Origin of the sequence: Arenimonas sp., assembly GCF_022842045.1 — a bacterium.
GTDB lineage: Bacteria > Pseudomonadota > Gammaproteobacteria > Xanthomonadales > Xanthomonadaceae > Arenimonas.
In genome coordinates, this window is the sequence record NZ_JALHQI010000067.1 from 1 (window position 1) to 15,322 (window position 15,322).

Annotated in this window: 31 protein-coding genes; 11 read left to right on the forward strand and 20 right to left on the reverse strand. The window is 68.5% G+C overall.

The features are described 5' to 3' along the window. Positions 1 to 228: 228 nt before the first annotated feature. From Q0C12_RS12290 to Q0C12_RS12385, 20 genes are all read right to left on the reverse strand, one after another. Positions 229 to 624: a Mor transcription activator family protein gene (locus Q0C12_RS12290; RefSeq protein ID WP_290890599.1), complete on the reverse strand. Its 396-nt coding sequence runs from the start codon at positions 622 to 624 to the stop codon at positions 229 to 231. Beyond that, a complete protein-coding gene (locus tag Q0C12_RS12295; protein ID WP_290890600.1) occupies positions 621 to 1,049 on the reverse strand; it encodes a regulatory protein GemA in 429 nt (142 codons plus the stop codon). Before Q0C12_RS12295 ends, Q0C12_RS12290 begins: the two co-directional genes overlap by 4 nt. Next, positions 1,049 to 1,261 carry a hypothetical protein gene (locus tag Q0C12_RS12300; protein ID WP_290890601.1) on the reverse strand — a complete coding sequence of 71 codons (213 nt, stop codon included), beginning with the start codon at positions 1,259 to 1,261 and terminating at the stop codon, positions 1,049 to 1,051. Before Q0C12_RS12300 ends, Q0C12_RS12295 begins: the two co-directional genes overlap by 1 nt. 204 nt (positions 1,262 to 1,465) lie before the next feature. Then, on the reverse strand, positions 1,466 to 1,993 hold the full coding sequence (locus tag Q0C12_RS12305) for a hypothetical protein (protein ID WP_290890602.1): 528 nt from the start codon (positions 1,991 to 1,993) through the stop codon (positions 1,466 to 1,468). An 8-nt stretch (positions 1,994 to 2,001) separates the two neighbouring features. After that, complete coding sequence (locus Q0C12_RS12310; RefSeq protein ID WP_290890603.1) at positions 2,002 to 2,370, reverse strand: hypothetical protein; 369 nt, start codon at positions 2,368 to 2,370, stop codon at positions 2,002 to 2,004. Continuing rightward, positions 2,357 to 2,980 carry a hypothetical protein gene (locus Q0C12_RS12315; protein WP_290890604.1) on the reverse strand — a complete coding sequence of 208 codons (624 nt, stop codon included), beginning with the start codon at positions 2,978 to 2,980 and terminating at the stop codon, positions 2,357 to 2,359. Before Q0C12_RS12315 ends, Q0C12_RS12310 begins: the two co-directional genes overlap by 14 nt. Then, on the reverse strand, positions 2,977 to 3,099 hold the full coding sequence (locus Q0C12_RS12320; protein WP_290890605.1) for a hypothetical protein: 123 nt from the start codon (positions 3,097 to 3,099) through the stop codon (positions 2,977 to 2,979). Before Q0C12_RS12320 ends, Q0C12_RS12315 begins: the two co-directional genes overlap by 4 nt. Then, positions 3,090 to 3,482, reverse strand: a complete 393-nt coding sequence (locus tag Q0C12_RS12325; RefSeq protein WP_290890606.1) for a hypothetical protein — start codon at positions 3,480 to 3,482, stop codon at positions 3,090 to 3,092. Before Q0C12_RS12325 ends, Q0C12_RS12320 begins: the two co-directional genes overlap by 10 nt. After that, positions 3,479 to 3,685, reverse strand: a complete 207-nt coding sequence (locus Q0C12_RS12330; protein WP_290890607.1) for a hypothetical protein — start codon at positions 3,683 to 3,685, stop codon at positions 3,479 to 3,481. Before Q0C12_RS12330 ends, Q0C12_RS12325 begins: the two co-directional genes overlap by 4 nt. Then, positions 3,682 to 4,176 (reverse strand): hypothetical protein, encoded by a 495-nt coding sequence (locus Q0C12_RS12335; protein WP_290890608.1) that lies wholly within the window; start codon positions 4,174 to 4,176, stop codon positions 3,682 to 3,684. Before Q0C12_RS12335 ends, Q0C12_RS12330 begins: the two co-directional genes overlap by 4 nt. Then, positions 4,163 to 4,399 (reverse strand): hypothetical protein, encoded by a 237-nt coding sequence (locus Q0C12_RS12340; RefSeq protein WP_290890609.1) that lies wholly within the window; start codon positions 4,397 to 4,399, stop codon positions 4,163 to 4,165. The genes Q0C12_RS12335 and Q0C12_RS12340 overlap by 14 nt, the downstream gene beginning before the upstream one ends. Then, positions 4,389 to 4,601, reverse strand: coding sequence for a hypothetical protein (locus tag Q0C12_RS12345; RefSeq protein WP_290890610.1), 213 nt, complete (start codon positions 4,599 to 4,601; stop codon positions 4,389 to 4,391). The genes Q0C12_RS12340 and Q0C12_RS12345 overlap by 11 nt, the downstream gene beginning before the upstream one ends. 2 nt (positions 4,602 to 4,603) lie before the next feature. After that, positions 4,604 to 4,912, reverse strand: a complete 309-nt coding sequence (locus tag Q0C12_RS12350; RefSeq protein WP_290890611.1) for a hypothetical protein — start codon at positions 4,910 to 4,912, stop codon at positions 4,604 to 4,606. Continuing rightward, positions 4,909 to 5,277, reverse strand: coding sequence for a hypothetical protein (locus Q0C12_RS12355; RefSeq protein WP_290890612.1), 369 nt, complete (start codon positions 5,275 to 5,277; stop codon positions 4,909 to 4,911). The genes Q0C12_RS12350 and Q0C12_RS12355 overlap by 4 nt, the downstream gene beginning before the upstream one ends. Next, on the reverse strand, positions 5,277 to 6,461 hold the full coding sequence (locus Q0C12_RS12360) for an AAA family ATPase (protein WP_290890613.1): 1,185 nt from the start codon (positions 6,459 to 6,461) through the stop codon (positions 5,277 to 5,279). The genes Q0C12_RS12355 and Q0C12_RS12360 overlap by 1 nt, the downstream gene beginning before the upstream one ends. Then, positions 6,458 to 8,254 carry a hypothetical protein gene (locus Q0C12_RS12365; RefSeq protein ID WP_290890614.1) on the reverse strand — a complete coding sequence of 599 codons (1,797 nt, stop codon included), beginning with the start codon at positions 8,252 to 8,254 and terminating at the stop codon, positions 6,458 to 6,460. Before Q0C12_RS12365 ends, Q0C12_RS12360 begins: the two co-directional genes overlap by 4 nt. A 29-nt stretch (positions 8,255 to 8,283) precedes the next feature. Next, positions 8,284 to 9,171: a hypothetical protein gene (locus tag Q0C12_RS12370; RefSeq protein WP_290890615.1), complete on the reverse strand. Its 888-nt coding sequence runs from the start codon at positions 9,169 to 9,171 to the stop codon at positions 8,284 to 8,286. Continuing rightward, positions 9,168 to 9,506, reverse strand: coding sequence for a helix-turn-helix domain-containing protein (locus Q0C12_RS12375; protein WP_290890616.1), 339 nt, complete (start codon positions 9,504 to 9,506; stop codon positions 9,168 to 9,170). Before Q0C12_RS12375 ends, Q0C12_RS12370 begins: the two co-directional genes overlap by 4 nt. Before the next feature lie 80 nt (positions 9,507 to 9,586). Beyond that, positions 9,587 to 9,850 (reverse strand): hypothetical protein, encoded by a 264-nt coding sequence (locus Q0C12_RS12380; RefSeq protein WP_290890617.1) that lies wholly within the window; start codon positions 9,848 to 9,850, stop codon positions 9,587 to 9,589. A 109-nt stretch (positions 9,851 to 9,959) separates the two neighbouring features. Next, complete coding sequence (locus Q0C12_RS12385) at positions 9,960 to 10,136, reverse strand: helix-turn-helix domain-containing protein (RefSeq protein WP_290890618.1); 177 nt, start codon at positions 10,134 to 10,136, stop codon at positions 9,960 to 9,962. 96 nt (positions 10,137 to 10,232) lie between these two features. Between Q0C12_RS12385 and Q0C12_RS12390 the strand changes: the two genes are divergently transcribed. From Q0C12_RS12390 to Q0C12_RS12440, 11 genes are all read left to right on the forward strand, one after another. Then, entirely contained in the window at positions 10,233 to 10,664 is a 432-nt protein-coding gene (locus Q0C12_RS12390; RefSeq protein ID WP_290890619.1) for a helix-turn-helix domain-containing protein, read from the forward strand. Next, positions 10,664 to 11,065 (forward strand): hypothetical protein, encoded by a 402-nt coding sequence (locus Q0C12_RS12395; protein ID WP_290890620.1) that lies wholly within the window; start codon positions 10,664 to 10,666, stop codon positions 11,063 to 11,065. Before Q0C12_RS12390 ends, Q0C12_RS12395 begins: the two co-directional genes overlap by 1 nt. Positions 11,066 to 11,090: 25 nt before the next feature. Further along, positions 11,091 to 11,591 carry a hypothetical protein gene (locus Q0C12_RS12400; protein ID WP_290890621.1) on the forward strand — a complete coding sequence of 167 codons (501 nt, stop codon included), beginning with the start codon at positions 11,091 to 11,093 and terminating at the stop codon, positions 11,589 to 11,591. Between the two features lie 137 nt (positions 11,592 to 11,728). Then, a complete protein-coding gene (locus tag Q0C12_RS12405; protein ID WP_290890622.1) occupies positions 11,729 to 12,427 on the forward strand; it encodes an N-acetylmuramoyl-L-alanine amidase in 699 nt (232 codons plus the stop codon). Continuing rightward, a complete protein-coding gene (locus Q0C12_RS12410) occupies positions 12,420 to 12,671 on the forward strand; it encodes a hypothetical protein (RefSeq protein ID WP_290890623.1) in 252 nt (83 codons plus the stop codon). Before Q0C12_RS12405 ends, Q0C12_RS12410 begins: the two co-directional genes overlap by 8 nt. Before the next feature lie 17 nt (positions 12,672 to 12,688). After that, the gene (locus tag Q0C12_RS12415) at positions 12,689 to 13,108 is read left to right on the forward strand and encodes a hypothetical protein (protein ID WP_290890624.1); all 420 of its coding nucleotides are present in this window, start codon (positions 12,689 to 12,691) and stop codon (positions 13,106 to 13,108) included. After that, positions 13,105 to 13,485 (forward strand): hypothetical protein, encoded by a 381-nt coding sequence (locus tag Q0C12_RS12420; RefSeq protein WP_290890625.1) that lies wholly within the window; start codon positions 13,105 to 13,107, stop codon positions 13,483 to 13,485. Before Q0C12_RS12415 ends, Q0C12_RS12420 begins: the two co-directional genes overlap by 4 nt. After that, positions 13,482 to 14,189 (forward strand): hypothetical protein, encoded by a 708-nt coding sequence (locus tag Q0C12_RS12425; protein WP_290890626.1) that lies wholly within the window; start codon positions 13,482 to 13,484, stop codon positions 14,187 to 14,189. The genes Q0C12_RS12420 and Q0C12_RS12425 overlap by 4 nt, the downstream gene beginning before the upstream one ends. A 2-nt stretch (positions 14,190 to 14,191) precedes the next feature. Beyond that, the gene (locus tag Q0C12_RS12430) at positions 14,192 to 14,896 is read left to right on the forward strand and encodes a hypothetical protein (protein WP_290890627.1); all 705 of its coding nucleotides are present in this window, start codon (positions 14,192 to 14,194) and stop codon (positions 14,894 to 14,896) included. After that, positions 14,893 to 15,105, forward strand: a complete 213-nt coding sequence (locus tag Q0C12_RS12435) for a hypothetical protein (protein ID WP_290890628.1) — start codon at positions 14,893 to 14,895, stop codon at positions 15,103 to 15,105. The genes Q0C12_RS12430 and Q0C12_RS12435 overlap by 4 nt, the downstream gene beginning before the upstream one ends. Beyond that, positions 15,098 to 15,322: hypothetical protein (locus tag Q0C12_RS12440; RefSeq protein ID WP_290890629.1), on the forward strand; the 225-nt coding region annotated here is incomplete at its 3' end. The genes Q0C12_RS12435 and Q0C12_RS12440, both read left to right, overlap by 8 nt.

Genomic DNA, 15,322 nt, shown 5'->3' on the forward strand with positions numbered 1-15,322 from the left:
CGGAGCGCGCAGCGCGAGGGTAAGCCGATGAGCCCGCTGGGCCGCCGCGAGGGCGAATCCCTGAGCGCGCAGCGCTGAAGGGAGACTTGATAATTCCCCGCTCTCAAGCGAGATAAACCGGGAAGAGAAGGGAAGAAATGGGCCGAAAAACAAAGGCCGAGCGAAAATTCGTTTCGGTATTGTAAAGAGGCCGGACTGAGGCGGCGGGCGCCGCCAAATGCGCTGTCGTCAGCGCATTTCGGCGGGCCGCTCTGACCCGTCCTCGATGTCGAACAGCTTCCCCTGGCGCCGGGCCGTCTCCTCGCGACGCACCTGGTCGAGGATCTTGTAGATCTGCTGGATCCCGAGGCCGTGCGTGCGCGCCAGGTCCTCGTGATTGGTGCCGTTGAACGCCTGGTAGATCTTCCGGTCGCGGCTGCTCAGAGTGAAGGCCAGATCCTTCGGAAAGTAGAAAAGTTGACCGCCGAAGTGCGTCGCCAGCTCGTGGGCGTAATCGCGCGCCAGCTCGGTAGCGACCGTCTCGTCGACGCCAAGCCGCTGGCTGATGAGCGAGCGGCCGACACTGACCATGTGGTTGATCAGCTCGGACGACTTGAGCCGAAACTTCTGGCCGCGCTTGCTCACTTGGGGGTCTCCAACCGCGCCACCCAGGCCTTCAGCGCCTCGATCACGGTGGCCGCCTGGCTGGCGGTCAACCACTCCATCCGCTCGACGCCTGCGGTCCGCTTGACGAACGAGCGCAGCGCCTTCTCGCTCGGGTCAGTCAGCGCGCCGAGGTCGCGCAGCGTCAGCCACTGCGACCGGATCTTTCGGCTGACCGGATCGGCCGGCCGCTTGGCGTTGTTCTTCCATCCGCACTTGACCATGTGGTCGAGGACGCGCTTGCGGCCGGTCCAGTCAAGGTCGGCGGCCGAGCGCACACGCGCGATCGTCCAGAGCATGGCGCGGTAGCCGTCGTCATCCATCTGCAGGGCGGCCTTGGCGAGGTGGATCTGCGCCAGTTCGCGCTTGCGCAGCTGGTCACCAGTGCCCAGCGCCCGCGTCGCCATCACAGCCGCTCCACCAGCCGCTTGACGCCCAGCGCCGCCGCGATCTGCTGCTGACAGTCGAAGCCGGCTTCCCAGCTGCCGGCACGCGCGTCGTCGCTGGCGTAGGGGCACGCGCGGCGCGTGCGGTCGCCGACCATCTCCGCGGCAAAGGCCTCCATGCCTTCGATGTACGCCTGGCTCTCGCTGTCGGCCTGGCCTGGACTGATCTTCATGGGGCGCTCCGAACTTGCGAAATTGCGAAACTGCGAAAAATCGAAAACCCGAGATCCGGCTCTCGGTGGGCCAGCTGCGCCTGGTCTAAGGACTCCGGCTTGCGCCGGGGAGGAACGACCATCGTCAACCTGCAGGTGTTTTTTCATGCTGCCCACCGCCTGCTGGGGCGTCCGGCGCCTCGCTGGAAGCGCCGGGCTACGAACTCAGGTGTCGGCCTCTTCCTTCAGCAGCGCCGCGACCAGCTTGTCGACGTCGCTGGCCGTGTCTTTGATCAGCACCTCGTCGGTGTCGTCGGTCACCTTCACGCCAATGCGCTTCAGGTCCGCCGCCGTCAGCAGGTTCAGCGCCGCCTTGACCGGCTTCTCGGTGCTCACGATCAGCTGGTCCACCACGTCGGGCAGATGCTTGTGGATCAGCGCGCAGGTGCGCTGCTCGTCGTCAATCACCAGGCCACCCTTGGCCTTCTGGAAGCCGACCTTGATGCCGTCGATCACGACCGAGCGCGGCCGCACGAACAGGTCCGGCCGCTGCTCGATCAGCGCCTTCAGCTCGGCGCGACTGTTGGTGGCGCGCTCCACCGCGTTGCGGATCTTCTTCATCGCGCGGCGCTTGGCGTCTTCAACCTCCGCCTGCAGCGCCTCGACCAGAAAGCGCAGGTCGCGCTGGTGCTCGGCGAACGTGCGCGTCTGCTTCTCGATCGCGCTCAGGGTGACTTCGGTGACTTCTGGCATCTGAGACCTCATGTGTTGATCAAGAGCTGGCCAACCAGCTCGGGCAATGCAACCTTGCGCAGCCGCGCCTCAACCACCAGCGAGTGCATCGCTCGTGAGCGCAGGAACTTGCAGCACTCCTCCAGCTCGGCGCCGGTTGCCGCCACGAAGTAGCCGCTGGTTGGGGTGCCGGCGATGGCGATTCCTTGCATGCGCGCCTCGGTGATCAGCTCGCGCAGCATCCGTTCGTTGATGCCGACGCGCCTGGCCAGGCTCTCGGCGGTAATGCCATTGGCGCGGCCGACGTGGCGCCGAGACATCTCGGTGATCAGCCAGGCCACCAGCACGTCGCGCGCGGGCACCGACGACACACCGGTGTTGCGTTCATTGCGGCTCATCGGCACCTCCTGTCGCGCGCCGCCGACCCACACCGAGGCCGGCCAGCACGTGTTTGGCACCCGCCGGCACCTGGCGGGGCGCATGGCTCGGCGCAGGCACGGGCGCAGGCGCTTCGCTGCGCGCCGCCGCCTGCTCGGCCAGGCCCTGCAGCGCGGCGACCGCCTGCGCGCCTTCCTGCAGGCTTCTGTGCGGCGTGCGGCGGCTCTGCTCGCGGCGCTCTTCCTCCAGCCGCTCGAACGCCTCGCACAGGCCGATCACGATCTCCAGCAGGTAGCCGTGGCTCTTCAGCGGCAGCGTCAGCTTGTTGGCGTCGCGCGCGCGCAGCATCTGATCCAGCGCCTGCTTCCAGGTGTCTGGAATCGTCGAGTACTCGCGCCCGGCGCGGCTCACCGTCTGGCTCTGCAGCATCGGCAGCAGTTCTTCCAGCAGCGTGGCCACCCGGTCCATCGTCAGCTGCCGCTTGGCCGGGCGAAACAGGCCGAGGTACTTCATCAGCCGATCCGCCAGCGCCGGCGACACCACCATCGCCGCCGCCACCGCGCGCCGCGCGGCATCGTGCGAGAGCATCGCGTCCAGCGTCAGTTCGGCGCCGCAGGCCGGACAGCTCACGCGCATCGCCCACCTCGCCACACCCAGTAAACAGCCCGGCAGATCGCGCCGATGGCGGATCCGAGCAGCCAGAGCAACAGCGCGGCCGCCAGCACGAGCACGCCGCCGATCATCTGCATACGATTCCCCGCGTCTGCAGGCCGCGCAGGATCCGGCGGCTGAGCAGGCCAGCCACGGTGGCCACGTACTCCTCGGCCGCGCCGTCGAGCGTCACTGGCGCGTCAATCGCCAGTCCTTCACGCCGCCGCAGGGCTGCCAGCGCGGCGTGCTGGCACTCATGCGGCACGCACTCGAAGTGCGCCGAAGACTCCGCCAGGAACAGGCTGCCCAGCGCGCCGCGCACCTGAGGATCGAAGAAGCCATGCACGAACTCGCCGCGCTGCAGGCGGCCGCATCCGCGGGCCCGCCAGGCGCGCGCAACGCACTCGGAGCCGTCGACCACACGCACCCGCACCTGGTGACCAAGCGCAGCGACATCGAAGCGAGCCAGTGCGCGCGTCATCGCTTCGCCATCCACTTCGCGCACGTGGCGTCGCGATCCACATGCACGCGCAGCAGCCGGCACGCCAGCGCGCCATCACTGGCGCGGCGCAGGTGGGCGCAGCGGCTGCATGAGTTCGCGCCGCCCGCCGCCTTGTAGCCGAGCTTCATCGCGGCCTGCAGGCGGTCGGCAGCGGTCTCCGGCCGGTTCATCTCGGTGGTCATGACGCCACCTCGCGCGCGAACGCCTCATCGACCGTGTCGGCCGCCGCGATCAGGTACTCGATCAGCGCCTTGGTCTCGGTGGGGGACAGTTCGCCGCTCACCGCGGCGCAACTGATGGTCAGGTGCCCGTCGCGCGCCAGCGAGAATCCAGGTCCCGCGCTCTTTGGCGCTGCCGCTTCACTCACGTCAGGCGTCGGCGACGTACTGCCTAGCGAGTACAGCCAGGCATTCCAGATCTGCGGCCCGTCCGTCGTCTGATGCTGCGGCGACCACAGTTCCTCGGCCAGCTGCCACGCCTTGCCATCGGCGCGCTCGCGAGTGACCAGCACGCCCCGGTTCACAGCGCCGACCAGGCTGCTGTTGACGCTGCCCGGACTGCAGCCCGAGGCCGCGACCAGTTCGCGGCAAGACCGCTCCACGCCGTCCGCCAGGATCGCGAGCAGCTTGTCGGCGGTGCTGCCCGGCACAGGGGTGTACTTAAGCGCTGACATCGGGCCTCCGTAGCGGAAAGCGGCGCGCGGTGCGCAGCGCCAGCAGGCGTTGCTCGATGCGCGCCATGTGTTGCTCGGCCATTTGGGCCCGTGTCGCGTTGTGCCGCAGCGCCCAGTCCAGGCCCTCGCGCTCGGCGTGCAGCCGGGCCCGCTCGCGGCGCAGGCCGTTGCGCTCGTGGCGCACCAGCCAGAGCACGAAGCGAAGGCGCAGGTCAGCCAGCATGTGCGCCTCCGCGAAACTCCCAGCAGCTGCCGTTCGTGTACGCCCACACCTTCTGCGTGCGGATGTCGAACAGGCGGAACGACTTGCCGCCGGCCGCCGTGGCCAGCGCCAGCGTGGCCTCCGCCACCGCCACCTCTTGGTGCGCTTCGACGTTGGTCAGCACGTCGCGCCACGAGCCGCGCTCGTTGATCTGCAGCTTCATGCTCACGGTTTCAACTCCGCCAACCGCCGCACCTCAGTCCCCGTGCGCGCATCGATCCGGAACCCACCCAGGCAGCCGATCGAGTCGCGCCCCGCCACCCAGCCGTCGCTGAACGCGGCCGAGGTATCCACCTTCAGCGCCTTCTCGCGCGCCGCCACCGCCTGCTCGCGCGCCTGCAGGCGCTCGATCGCGTTGTCCTCGCCCCAGATGTAGCCACCCAGGCAGGCCATCGCCGCCAGCACGGCGCCGAACAGCAGCACCGCCACGCCGCCGCTGTTGATGTCGTGAATCAGCACGTTGTTGTGGCTCATGCGATCTCCTTGGGCAGGGTGTATTGCCAGGCCACGCGCACGCCCTCGTGCAGGAACCACAGGTAGTTGTGGCCACGCACGTGGCACACGGTCAGATCGCGCCGCCTGTCGATCAAGCCCTCCGCCGGCGGCTCCACCATCACCGTCACACCGTCCTCCAGGTGGGCGGTGAAGCCGATCGGCACGAAGCCCTTGCGCGTGATGTCGTCGACGCACGCCATCACCTTGGTGGTGTGGTCGAGCATCAGCACGTGCGCGATCTGCACCCGGTCGCGCTTCTCGGCGCCGGCCAGCGATGCCACCGCCGGCTGCGGCGTCGGCAGCTTCCAGCCCTTGCTCTCGTCGAGCTCGATGACGGTCCCCATCACAGGCCCCGCACGATGTCGGCGTTGATCTTCGGCGCGCCCAGGTCGGCCGCGTGGTTCATCGCCGCGGTCATCATGTTGTTCACCGCCAGCGGGTACAGCAGACTGCGGAAACCCTTCTCGCCCGGCCGGCCGATGCTCAGTCGCGCGCGCAGCGCCTCGATGCCCGGCGTGTCGATGAACTCGGCCAGGTCCCGGTCCACGCGCTTGGCGCGAAAGGCCAGGTAGTCCGCCAGCTGCTTGTCCAGCGGTTCCAGCGTCACGATCTCGCACCGCTGCACGAACTCGCGCACCTCGAAGTTGCTCTCCGACAGCTTGCTGCGCAGCTCCGGCTGGCCGATCAGCACGATCGACAGCAGCCGCGTGCGGCCCGCCTTCAGTTCGTGGAACCGCTTCAGATGCTTGATCATCGTCATCGACAGGCAGTGCGCCTCCTCGATCAGCATCAGGTGCAGAAAGCCCGCCTTGCGGCTCTCCTCCAGCGTCCTCTGCAGCATCCGGCTCTTCGCCTCCATCGAGCCCGGCGGCTTCGCATGCGGATCCACCGTCAGGATCGCCGCATCCGCCACCGAGCCCGCCTTCAGGGTCTTGCCGCGCGTGTCGTTGTCTTCCAGCCCCAGCACGCTCGGCTGGATCACATGGATCGGCTTGCCCTCGCGCTCGATGCGCTCCAGCAGCGCCTCCTTCAGCGTCGTCTTGCCGGCGCCGCTCTCGCCGATCACGGCCAGCAGCCCGGCGTTGCGCGCCGCGTGCCACATCGCCTCGCGCACGTAGCGCATGTCGGGCGTGAGGAACATCTCCTCGTCGCTCGTCACCTCGCCATCCCACGGGTTGCTGAACAGGGCGAAGTGCTTCTTCGTCTCCTGGGTCAGCGGTTGTTTGCGGAGTAGCATGTCTTCTCCTTCGGTCTCTACGGTTGAGGGAACTCGGCCCTCGGCGGGTGCAACCGCCGGGGGCTTTTCTTTGGAGGGCTCCTCGCCGTTGGCGAGCAGCAGATCCTGGTTAAGGTCTTTGCGGTCCAGCACTTCGGTGATCGCTTCGCGCAGACGCTTGCGATCCATGCTCTTGGGCCAGACGTTGTGGTTCGCGATGTGCGCCACCTGCTGCTTGCTGATGCCCACCGCGAAGCCCAGCTCCGCGTACGACATCCCGAGCGCCTTCAGGCGTGCCTTCAGGCCCTTCATGCGCCACCCCCAACCGCGCGCAGCGGCGGCCGATCGCTTGAATTCGTGACGGAATCAAGCGGCGGCACCGTCGCCGCCCGCACGAACAGCCCGAACACGCGCTGGGCCTCATCGTCCAGCAGCGCTGCCTTGTCGGCGTAGCGTTCGGCCAGGTGCGCCCACACCGCCGGACCGTCGAACGCCGGCCCCATCGCCTGCTTGATCCGCAGCACCAGCGCCGTCTTTTCCACCGTCCCCTGGTAGCCCGCCGGCGCCACGTCGATCGGCGTATGCGCGCGCGGCAGGCGCGTCGGCACATTGCTGATGTCCAGGTGGGCGCGGATGTCCAGGTCCGGCAGCATTCGTTCACGCCGCTTGAACGCCTCGGCCGCCTCGTCGTCGGAGCGGCCCGGGTAAGCCACGCGCAGCACATCCGCTCGCGCCCCGGACTGCGCCGTCACCTCCGCCGACTTCCACTCGCGGCCGATGATGTTGGCGCGCAGGTTCTGGCCCGACACCGCGTCGTACTGCTCCGGCGCTATTGCGACCCAGGCCTCAGCCCACTGCGCGGTCTTAGGCTCGCGCGCACGCACCAGCACCTGATCTGGCAGGAACGCATTGGTCACCACCTGTACGGTGTCGCGCACCTGTGCATTGGGCACCGCCAGCACGTAGTAGCGCTTGCCGCCGAAGCGGATCTCACCGGTGTCATCCACCTGGCGGGTCTTCTCGGCGCTCAGCACAATGGAGCGCAGCACCTCGGCGCTCACCGGTACGCGCAGCGTTTCGGTCGTCGTGTTCTCACGCCACAGCCGCGCGCGGTAGCGCGCAACGCCGTCCGCACGCACCAGGCGCTTGTGCTCGTTGAACGCTATGTCGTTGATCAGCTGCTTCGCGTTGAGCTCATCGAGCGAGCTGGCCCGGTCGAACAACAGCGCGCGGTCGCCGTGACGTTCGCCGAGGTCCTGGCTCTTCTCGATCATCCCCTTGGCGCGCGCGTTGCCGGCCTTAGGAAACTCCGGGCGTGCGCCCACCGCGGCCAGCAGCCGCAGCATCTCTTCGGAGCGGTTGCCGGGACCGCGGTCCAGCATCAGCACCGCCGGCGCGCCGCACAGTGCCAGCCGCGGGTCGGGCTTGGTGCACATGAAGTAGATCAGCGCGCTCACCGCATTGAGCGCCGACTCACCGCCCGCCACCCAATGCGACGCCTGATACCCGCTGTAGTGGTCCACCACCGTGTATTTGGTCAGCGCGCGGCGCGCGGCGCGCGCCACGTTGGCGGGCTTGTTCTTGTTGAACTCCTCGTCGGTCATCACCTGCATGCGGCCGTCGTCGAGGAAAAACTGCACACCGGCTGTCGCGTCGAACTGCCATGCGTGATTCGGGTGCTCCGAGAGAAGGTGCACAGCGGGGGTCGGCCGCTGCAGCTGGCTCACGTGGTGGCCGCGGCGCTTGGCGATGCGGCTGAAGTGCCCGGACGTCACGTCAGTCCCGGCCACGCCGTTGGCGCGGATACACGCCAGATCGTCGGCATCGCTGCCCAGGCGCTTGCCGTTGGCCCGGCCGCTGCCCAGGGCCAGTGCGCCGTGCAGCGCGGTGGCCTCTTCGCTCACACTCGTCACACCGGCGTCGGCGCGGCGCTTGCGTGCGGGCAGCAGCTTCATTTCCCGCAGCCGCGCCATCACCGCTGGGTACGACACGCCCACCCGAGCGCACCAGGCCTTCAGGGCCGGAGTGCGCTCCCCGTGGGCGGCGTTGAGCCAATGGTCATGAGCGTCCATCATTTGCTCGTGGGAGATAGCCTTCTTTTTCACAGCGCAAGCCTTTGCTGGGGCGCAGGCGGTTAGAACTCGTCGGAGTTGGGCTCGATCTCGTCGATCCACTTGACCACGCGCATCTGCAGGGTCTTCAAGTGGTCGGCCCACGCCGCGCGCAGTTGCGCGCTCGGCTTGCCAACCTCCTTGGCGGTGCGCGTGGCCTTGACCGCGTCCTGCAGTTCGAGCAGCGCGCGATTGACGTGCTGCGTGAACGCCCGGTCCCAGACGAACTCCTCGCGGTCGCGCGCGACGGCGCCCTCGGCCGGCTCGTACTCGAGGAGCGCACGGCGCTCGTCTTCGGCGGCGCGGCGGCGCTTCTCTTCCGTGGCAGCGCGATCGAAGGCCTCTTGCTCGCGCTGTGCGGCTACGTCGGCGCGCTCGCGCGCGGCCTCCGCGTCCGCCGCCAGCTCCTTGACGAACTGACGCAGCTCGCGCACGTCGTCGATGGCCAGTGCGCGATCCGTCACTTCTTTGGGTGCCTGCGCCAGCAGCCGGAATCCGGTTTTCGGTGCGCCAAGGGCGAACAGATGGTTTGCGAGTTCATCGCCCAGGTCCGGGAGCGTGGCGATACGATCCTCGATGGCACTCCGTGACTGGCGGAGCGCAACCTTGCAAAAGGTCTCCCAAGTACCGTCTAGCTCGCCATTGCCAAGCGGTCCGGCGTAGTCGCGATAGGCGTGCGTATCGTGGATGTCACGGATGAATGACAGTTCTAGTCCGGCGGCAGTCGCGCGCACGGCACCCGCACCTCGTGACGCGCCTAGCCTCATCAACAGGTGGGCGCCGCGCGCGAGCAGCCCGCTCGGATCGGTGGCGCTGCGCACCGCCAGCGCCTCGGTCACCGCCGGCGCCTCGACTAGTTGCGTCCGCGCACGCTCGGCGAGCTTGGGGCGGCCACGTTTGCCGGTGCTCATGCGACCCCCCGCGTCCAGCGCTGCTGCAGTTCATCGACGCGGCGCGCCGCCTTGCCCAGCTGCGCCAGCTCAACCGCCGCGATGTCGGCGAACTTGCGCCCCAGCCGCCAGGCGCCCATGTCCGTCCGCTCGACCCAGCCGCGCTCCGCCAGCCGTGGCAGCGTGACGCTGACCCATGAGTCGGTCACGTTTGCGGCCTGCGCCAGCTCCCGCGGCCGCAGGCCATCCGGGCTGGCGCCTGAAAGCGCTTCCAGCGCGTCGAGCGCGCGATCGATGGCGCCGCGGTCTTCTTCAGAACGGCGCCGCGGAGGCGGTAAATCTTTTGTTAAGTTCATGATTTGTATAGGTTGAGTGGTTTTAAAAAGCGCCTCGCGAGGCGGTTAATTGAGTTCGATCGACTCGTCCTGCGGCACGGTCAACCGCCGAACACGGACCTGACGAGGCGCGCGCGCCGCAGGCCTTCTCTGGTGAGCGCATGGCATCCGGGTGCCTGCTGGCTTTGCTCGATCCACCCAGCGCGCTCCAGCGCGGCAAACGCCTGCGTGACCCGGAGCAGCTGTGTTTCAAGCGTCTGCTTACGCGTGCCGCAAGGGGCGTCGTGCATAGCCAGCCACTTCGCGGCGTCGTCCGCCTTGATGCCGGATGAGCAACGCCAGAGCAGCGCCAGGAGAACGGCCACGGTGACGTGGCAAGCAGTGGGTGCGCGCTCGTCGCGCTCCGCGTGGGGGCTTCCCGTAAGGGCGCGCGGGGCGCGCGAGCGCGCGTGAGTCGGTGTCACGTGGGGCATGTCAGTCCTTCTTTGGGAAGACTTCGGCGACCGGGCGGCCGATGGCGCGGGCGATGGCGCGCTCGATGCGGCTGTTGCGCCGCCGCCGGTGAATCACGTTGCAAACGTGTTGGCGCGAGACCCCGAGTCGCGGGGCGAGCGCGGTTGCGCTGAGGCCGGCTTCGCGCAGGTGTGCCATGACCATGAATGGGGACACTGGTAGCCTCTTCGGCGGGAATACATTGATTCACGAAATGTAAGGCGTCCTGCCCACACATGTCAAGAAGAGGCGGCTATGGCTGACGAGCTGAATCAGATCGGGCGCTTGATGCGCGCACTACGGTGCGAGTCCATTGCCGAACTGGCGCGCGAGCTCGATGTCGGTGTGTCGACGGCCTACGCATGGTCTGCGCGCGGCAAAGTGCCCAATGAGTACGTTCTCGCGGTCGCCCTTCGAACCGGCTATTCCACTGAATGGCTTGAGGCCGGTGTCGGCAAGGCTGCGGCGGCACCTGCAACAGGCGATGCGCCAACCGCGCGCGAGCGCGCGCTTCTGACCGACTTCCGCGGCCTCGACGAATTCAACAAGCGAGTCATGGAGCGCGTCGCGTTCGCGCTGCACGCGCTGCCGGCTCAGGTGACCGCCGATGCTCCATTGCAGGCGGAGGCAGAGCCTGCTAAGAAGGCAGCGAAGCCACGCGCTGCTAAGCGCATAGGAGACCGCTGATGCTCCGCCCCCTCGCTGCTTTGTCGTTTGCGCTCACGATCGCTGGTTGCGCCAGTTCGCCGTTGGCGCTGAGCGTTGCTGGCAAAGACGCGCTGCAGGCCGAGTCGGCTGACAAGCTATGTTTCGCGTACGCACTGATGAAGCCGGCCGGTGTGCGCGCGGAGCTTGAGCGTCGTCAGCTGTTCACCGCACAAGAGTGGCAGCGTATCGAGAAAGGCTATTGGTGGGTTGGCATGAGTGAAGCTGCGCTGCTCTGTTCGCAGGGGAAGCCGGCCGTCGTCAATCAGACCGTCACGGCGGCGGGTGTGTCGTCCCAGTATGTCTTTGAAGAGTGTCGCAGCTACTGTCCCCGCCGGTACGCTTATGTTCGGAACGGCTTAGTCACCGCGCTTCAGCAATAGCCTCAAATCACAAAGGAGAGCCTTGATGCGCCACCTTCGCCTGCTGCTGGTTGGCCTCGCAGCCTTGTTGCTGGCTGGCTGCATGACGCTTGGCAACGAGTCCGTGACCGACCACGGACGCTACATGCGGCTGAAGCTCGATCAGTCGACCAAGGTTGAAGTCCACCATTGGTTCGGTCAGCCTCAAGATGTGATCGAGCAGCAAGAGAAGGGGCGCGTGGCCTGGGTCTACCTGCGCGTGGACTCGCGGACCAATCTGCTGACCTTCATCCCGTTTGTTGGCATGGTGGCGGGCGGCTCAGACGAGACCATCCACCGCACGGTGATGACCTTCGACGACAAGGCGGTGCTGCGCGACGTCGAAAGCGTGAGCCGGGATCGCTACATGAACATGTGGGCCGGCTTGGTGGTCAGCGTGAACGCGCTGGCCACCGATGACGCGGAGACCCGTGTGCGCGCCGAAATGCAGAGGATTGGCGTGGGGTTCCAGAGCCACGCCCTGCGCGGCACTAAGGTCTACGACTAGCGTTCTCCACGCCCGCTCATCCACGCCCGCTCAAGCTGCAACCGTCATTCTGATCGTCGAGCAGCTGAGCTAGGTTTCTAGGCGGTTTTCGCCCGCGCGAAAAAGACCCGCCGCCCCGCACCCGCGATCCTGCGCGGGTGCGCCCCATCAATCTCATCGTCATCCATTGCTCGGCGAGTCCCGACGGGATTTCGCTCGCCCGTTTTTCACCGGGCGCGGCCGTGGCGCTCACCGCCGCGCAGACGATCGACGGCTGGCACCAGCAGCGCGGCTTCCTGCGTGCCGCGCTCGCCGGCCCGCGCACCGAGGGCATCGTGCGTCGGGATGTCCTCAACCCGCACCTGCGCCACATCGGCTATCACTTCGTCATTGACGTCGACGGCACGGTCCTCACCGGCCGCGGGCTCGATGAGCCAGGCGCCCACGCCGCCGGCTTCAACGCCGAGAGCATCGGCATCTGCCTGGTCGGCACCGCCAGCTACACCCGCGCGCAGTGGCGCGCGCTGACTGAGCTGCTGGTCGGCGGCCCGGGCCCGTTCGCCACCCCGGTCGGCCTGGCCAAGCGCTACCAGATCCCGCTCGCCTCGCCGCAGCGTCGCATCAGCCTGCGCGGCAATCCCGCTGTGCGTGTGGTCAACGGCGTCTGCGGCCACCGTGATCTGAGTCCCGACCAGAACCGCAACGGCGCGGTCGAGCCCTTTGAGTGGCTCAAGACCTGTCCCGGCTTTGACGTCGGCGCCTGGCTGCGCAGCAATCTCGCGCCGCCGCCGTTCGCCGTGCTCGACCCGCTGGTCGCCCGCGCCGCTGACCTGCCCACCGGAGACGCGCATGCCTGACGCCCCGCCCACCGTCCACGTCGAGCTGCCGGTCAAGCCCTGGTACGCCAGCAAGACCATCTGGTTCAACCTGCTCGCCGCGCTGCCCATGCTGTTCGACGCTGCCGCCGCCAACCTCGGCCTGCTGCAGCCCATCGTGCCGGCCAAGTACTACCCGCTGGTGGTCGCCGTGGTCACCATCGGCAACCTCTGGCTGCGCGCCGTCACCAACTACCAGCTCACGCTGCGCAAAGGCCCGCCATGATCGCCGGCGGCGCCACCATGCTCGCGCTCGGCCTGCTGCCGCGCCCGCTGCTGTACCTCGGCGGCGCGCTGGTGGTGGTCATGCTCAGCGCCCTCGGCCAGCGCCAGTGCACCGTGATGTCGCTGCGCGATGATCTCGCCACCGCCACCACCGCCCGCGCTGCCGCAGAAACTGCAGTCGGCCAGTGCAAGTTGCGTGAAGACGCGCTCGGCGAGGCCAACCTGCGCCTGGCGCGCAGTGTCACCGCGCAGAACGATGCACTCGGCCAGCTCGCCGCCGACCAGCAGGCCGCGCAGCAAGCTGGCGCCGCCGCCCAGCGCGCCAGCGAGCGCGCCGCCGGTGAAGACCGTGAGAAGGCCGCCTGGCTCGCCAGCTTTGTCGGCCGCGAGCACAGCTGCGTGCAGGCGCTCGAGCTCGTGCGCCAGGGGCTGCGGTGAAACGCCTGCGTCAATGGGTCCGTGACCACGCCGAGCGCATGACGCTGCTGGCCTACGCCACCCTGTGTGCGGCCCTGCTGGTCATGGTGGTGGCCGCGCTCACCGGCTGCGCCGCCCCCAAGCCCGAGGTCCGCCTCGTGCGCGAGCCGGTCGAGGTCCGCGTGCCCTACGCCGTCTCCTGCGTCGCCGCGGCCGACCTGCCGGCGCCGCCCACGCTCCTGACCGATGCCGAGCTCGCCCGCCTGCCCGACGGCGACCTCGTGCTCGCCGTCGAAGCGCAGCGCCGCGCGCTGCGTGCCCACCGAGCCAAGACCGACGCGCTGCTGGCGGCATGCGCTCGGGTGCCGTCCGTGCCGCCGCCTAAGGAACCTCGATGAAACTGCTTTCACCCCTGCGTCACGCCCGGCTCGTTGTCGGCCTGGCGCTGTCCCTGGCGCTTGCCGCCCCGCTCGCCGTTGCCCAACAGCGCGGCATGACCGACTACGGCGAAGCCCAGGTCATCCAGCACACGTTCCGCACCGGCGCCATCACCAAGCCGTCCGTGATGGCGGTGGCGCTCATCCGCGCCACCCGCGGCACCTGGACCGCCAGCACCGCCTACGCCAGCAACGACACCGCCATCCCCACCAGCTGGGCGCAGCGCTACTACCGGCAAACGGTCGCCAGCTGCACGAGCGGCGGCAGCGAGCCCACCTGGCCGACCACCGCCGGCGGCACCGTGGCCGACGGCACCTGCAGCTGGACCGAGCAGACCGTCCAGCTCGAGGCCGGCACCTTCACGGAGGTTGCCAACAGCGGCGGCTATGCGCGCGCCACGCTCAATCCGCTCGACGCCAACTGGACCGCGCCGTCGGCCGGTGCGGGCGCCGGCACCGGCCAGACCGGCAATGCCAGCGCCATCAACTACACGCCCAGCGCCAACTGGACCGGCACCGTGGTCGGCTTCGTGTTGATCGACAACGCCACTATTGGCAGCGGCAACGCGTGGTTCTACGCCATGCTCACTTTGCCCAAGGTGGTCAATAACGGCGATGCCGTGAGCTTCGGTATCGGCGCGCTCACTGTGCAGGTCGACGGCTGATCATGCGCGCGCTGCTTGCCGTGCTGCTGCTGTGGCCCGCACTCGCGTGGGCACAAACCGGCGATGCCGCCTGCACGCCCGGCAGCCGCTTTGCCGCGCCCGTCACCGCGCCGTATGTCTCGCTGCGCATCTACCTCACCGATGACAGCTTTGGCCTAGAGGGCGGCGCGGTCATCTGGCACTGCTGGACCGGCACCGAGTGGCGCTCGCGCAGCCGGCTGATGCACGCGCAGGACGTCGGCGGCCAGCTGCGCGCCGTGTTCGATGCGCGCATCGCCGCCTGGGCGCAGACCACCACGCAGGCCGAGCGCGAGGCCCTGGTCAAGCAGTGGGACACGTCCGCCGACGTCGGCTTCTGCGACCGCATGATCGGCAACGCCGGCTACGCCGCGCGCCTGTGCGGTCTGGTCCATGCCGACATGGACGCACTGCGCCCGACCGCGCCGTGGCAGGGCACCATCGAGCCGCCGCCACCGCCGCCACCTCCGGTGGAGGTCTGGACGGTGGCGCCCAGCGGTATCGCCACCACGCGCCCGACCCGCATCTGGCCGTACCAGTACACCGCGGGCGGTTCGATTCGCGCCGCGGCCGAGCGCGCGCCCGTGGGGTCGCCGTGCGATCCGGCGGTGGGCGCCGGTGACTGGCGCGGCGTGTTGGGTCGCACTGACCGGGTGGCGGTATGCGTGCACAAGCAGCCGCAGAAGTGACCGTCGGCCGCGCCGAGCGCATCGCGCGCCAGCGCGTCGGTGACAACACGGTGGCCCAACTGCGCGCGCAGTTGGTTGCCGCCGATCAGCGTTTGATCGCTGCCGCCGCCGAGCTGCGCGCCGAGCGGCGCGAGCGCGAGGAATGGCAGCGCGTCGCCCAAGTGCGCGCCGAGCGCATCGTGACCCTGGAGCAGGCCGCCCATGTTTGAAATTCCCGGCAAGGCCGCCGCCGCGCACCTGCGCCAGGCCGGCATCTATCGCGCCGACATTGATGGCATTGCCTTGGGCATCGCCGGCGACGGCGTGTTGAGCGGCCTGGGTGTGGCCGCGCAGGGCACACCCAACATGACCGTGGCGGTGGCCGCCGGCATGATTCGCATCGCCGGGTTTTTTTGCTTCGTCAGCGCCGCCAGCCCGACCATCACC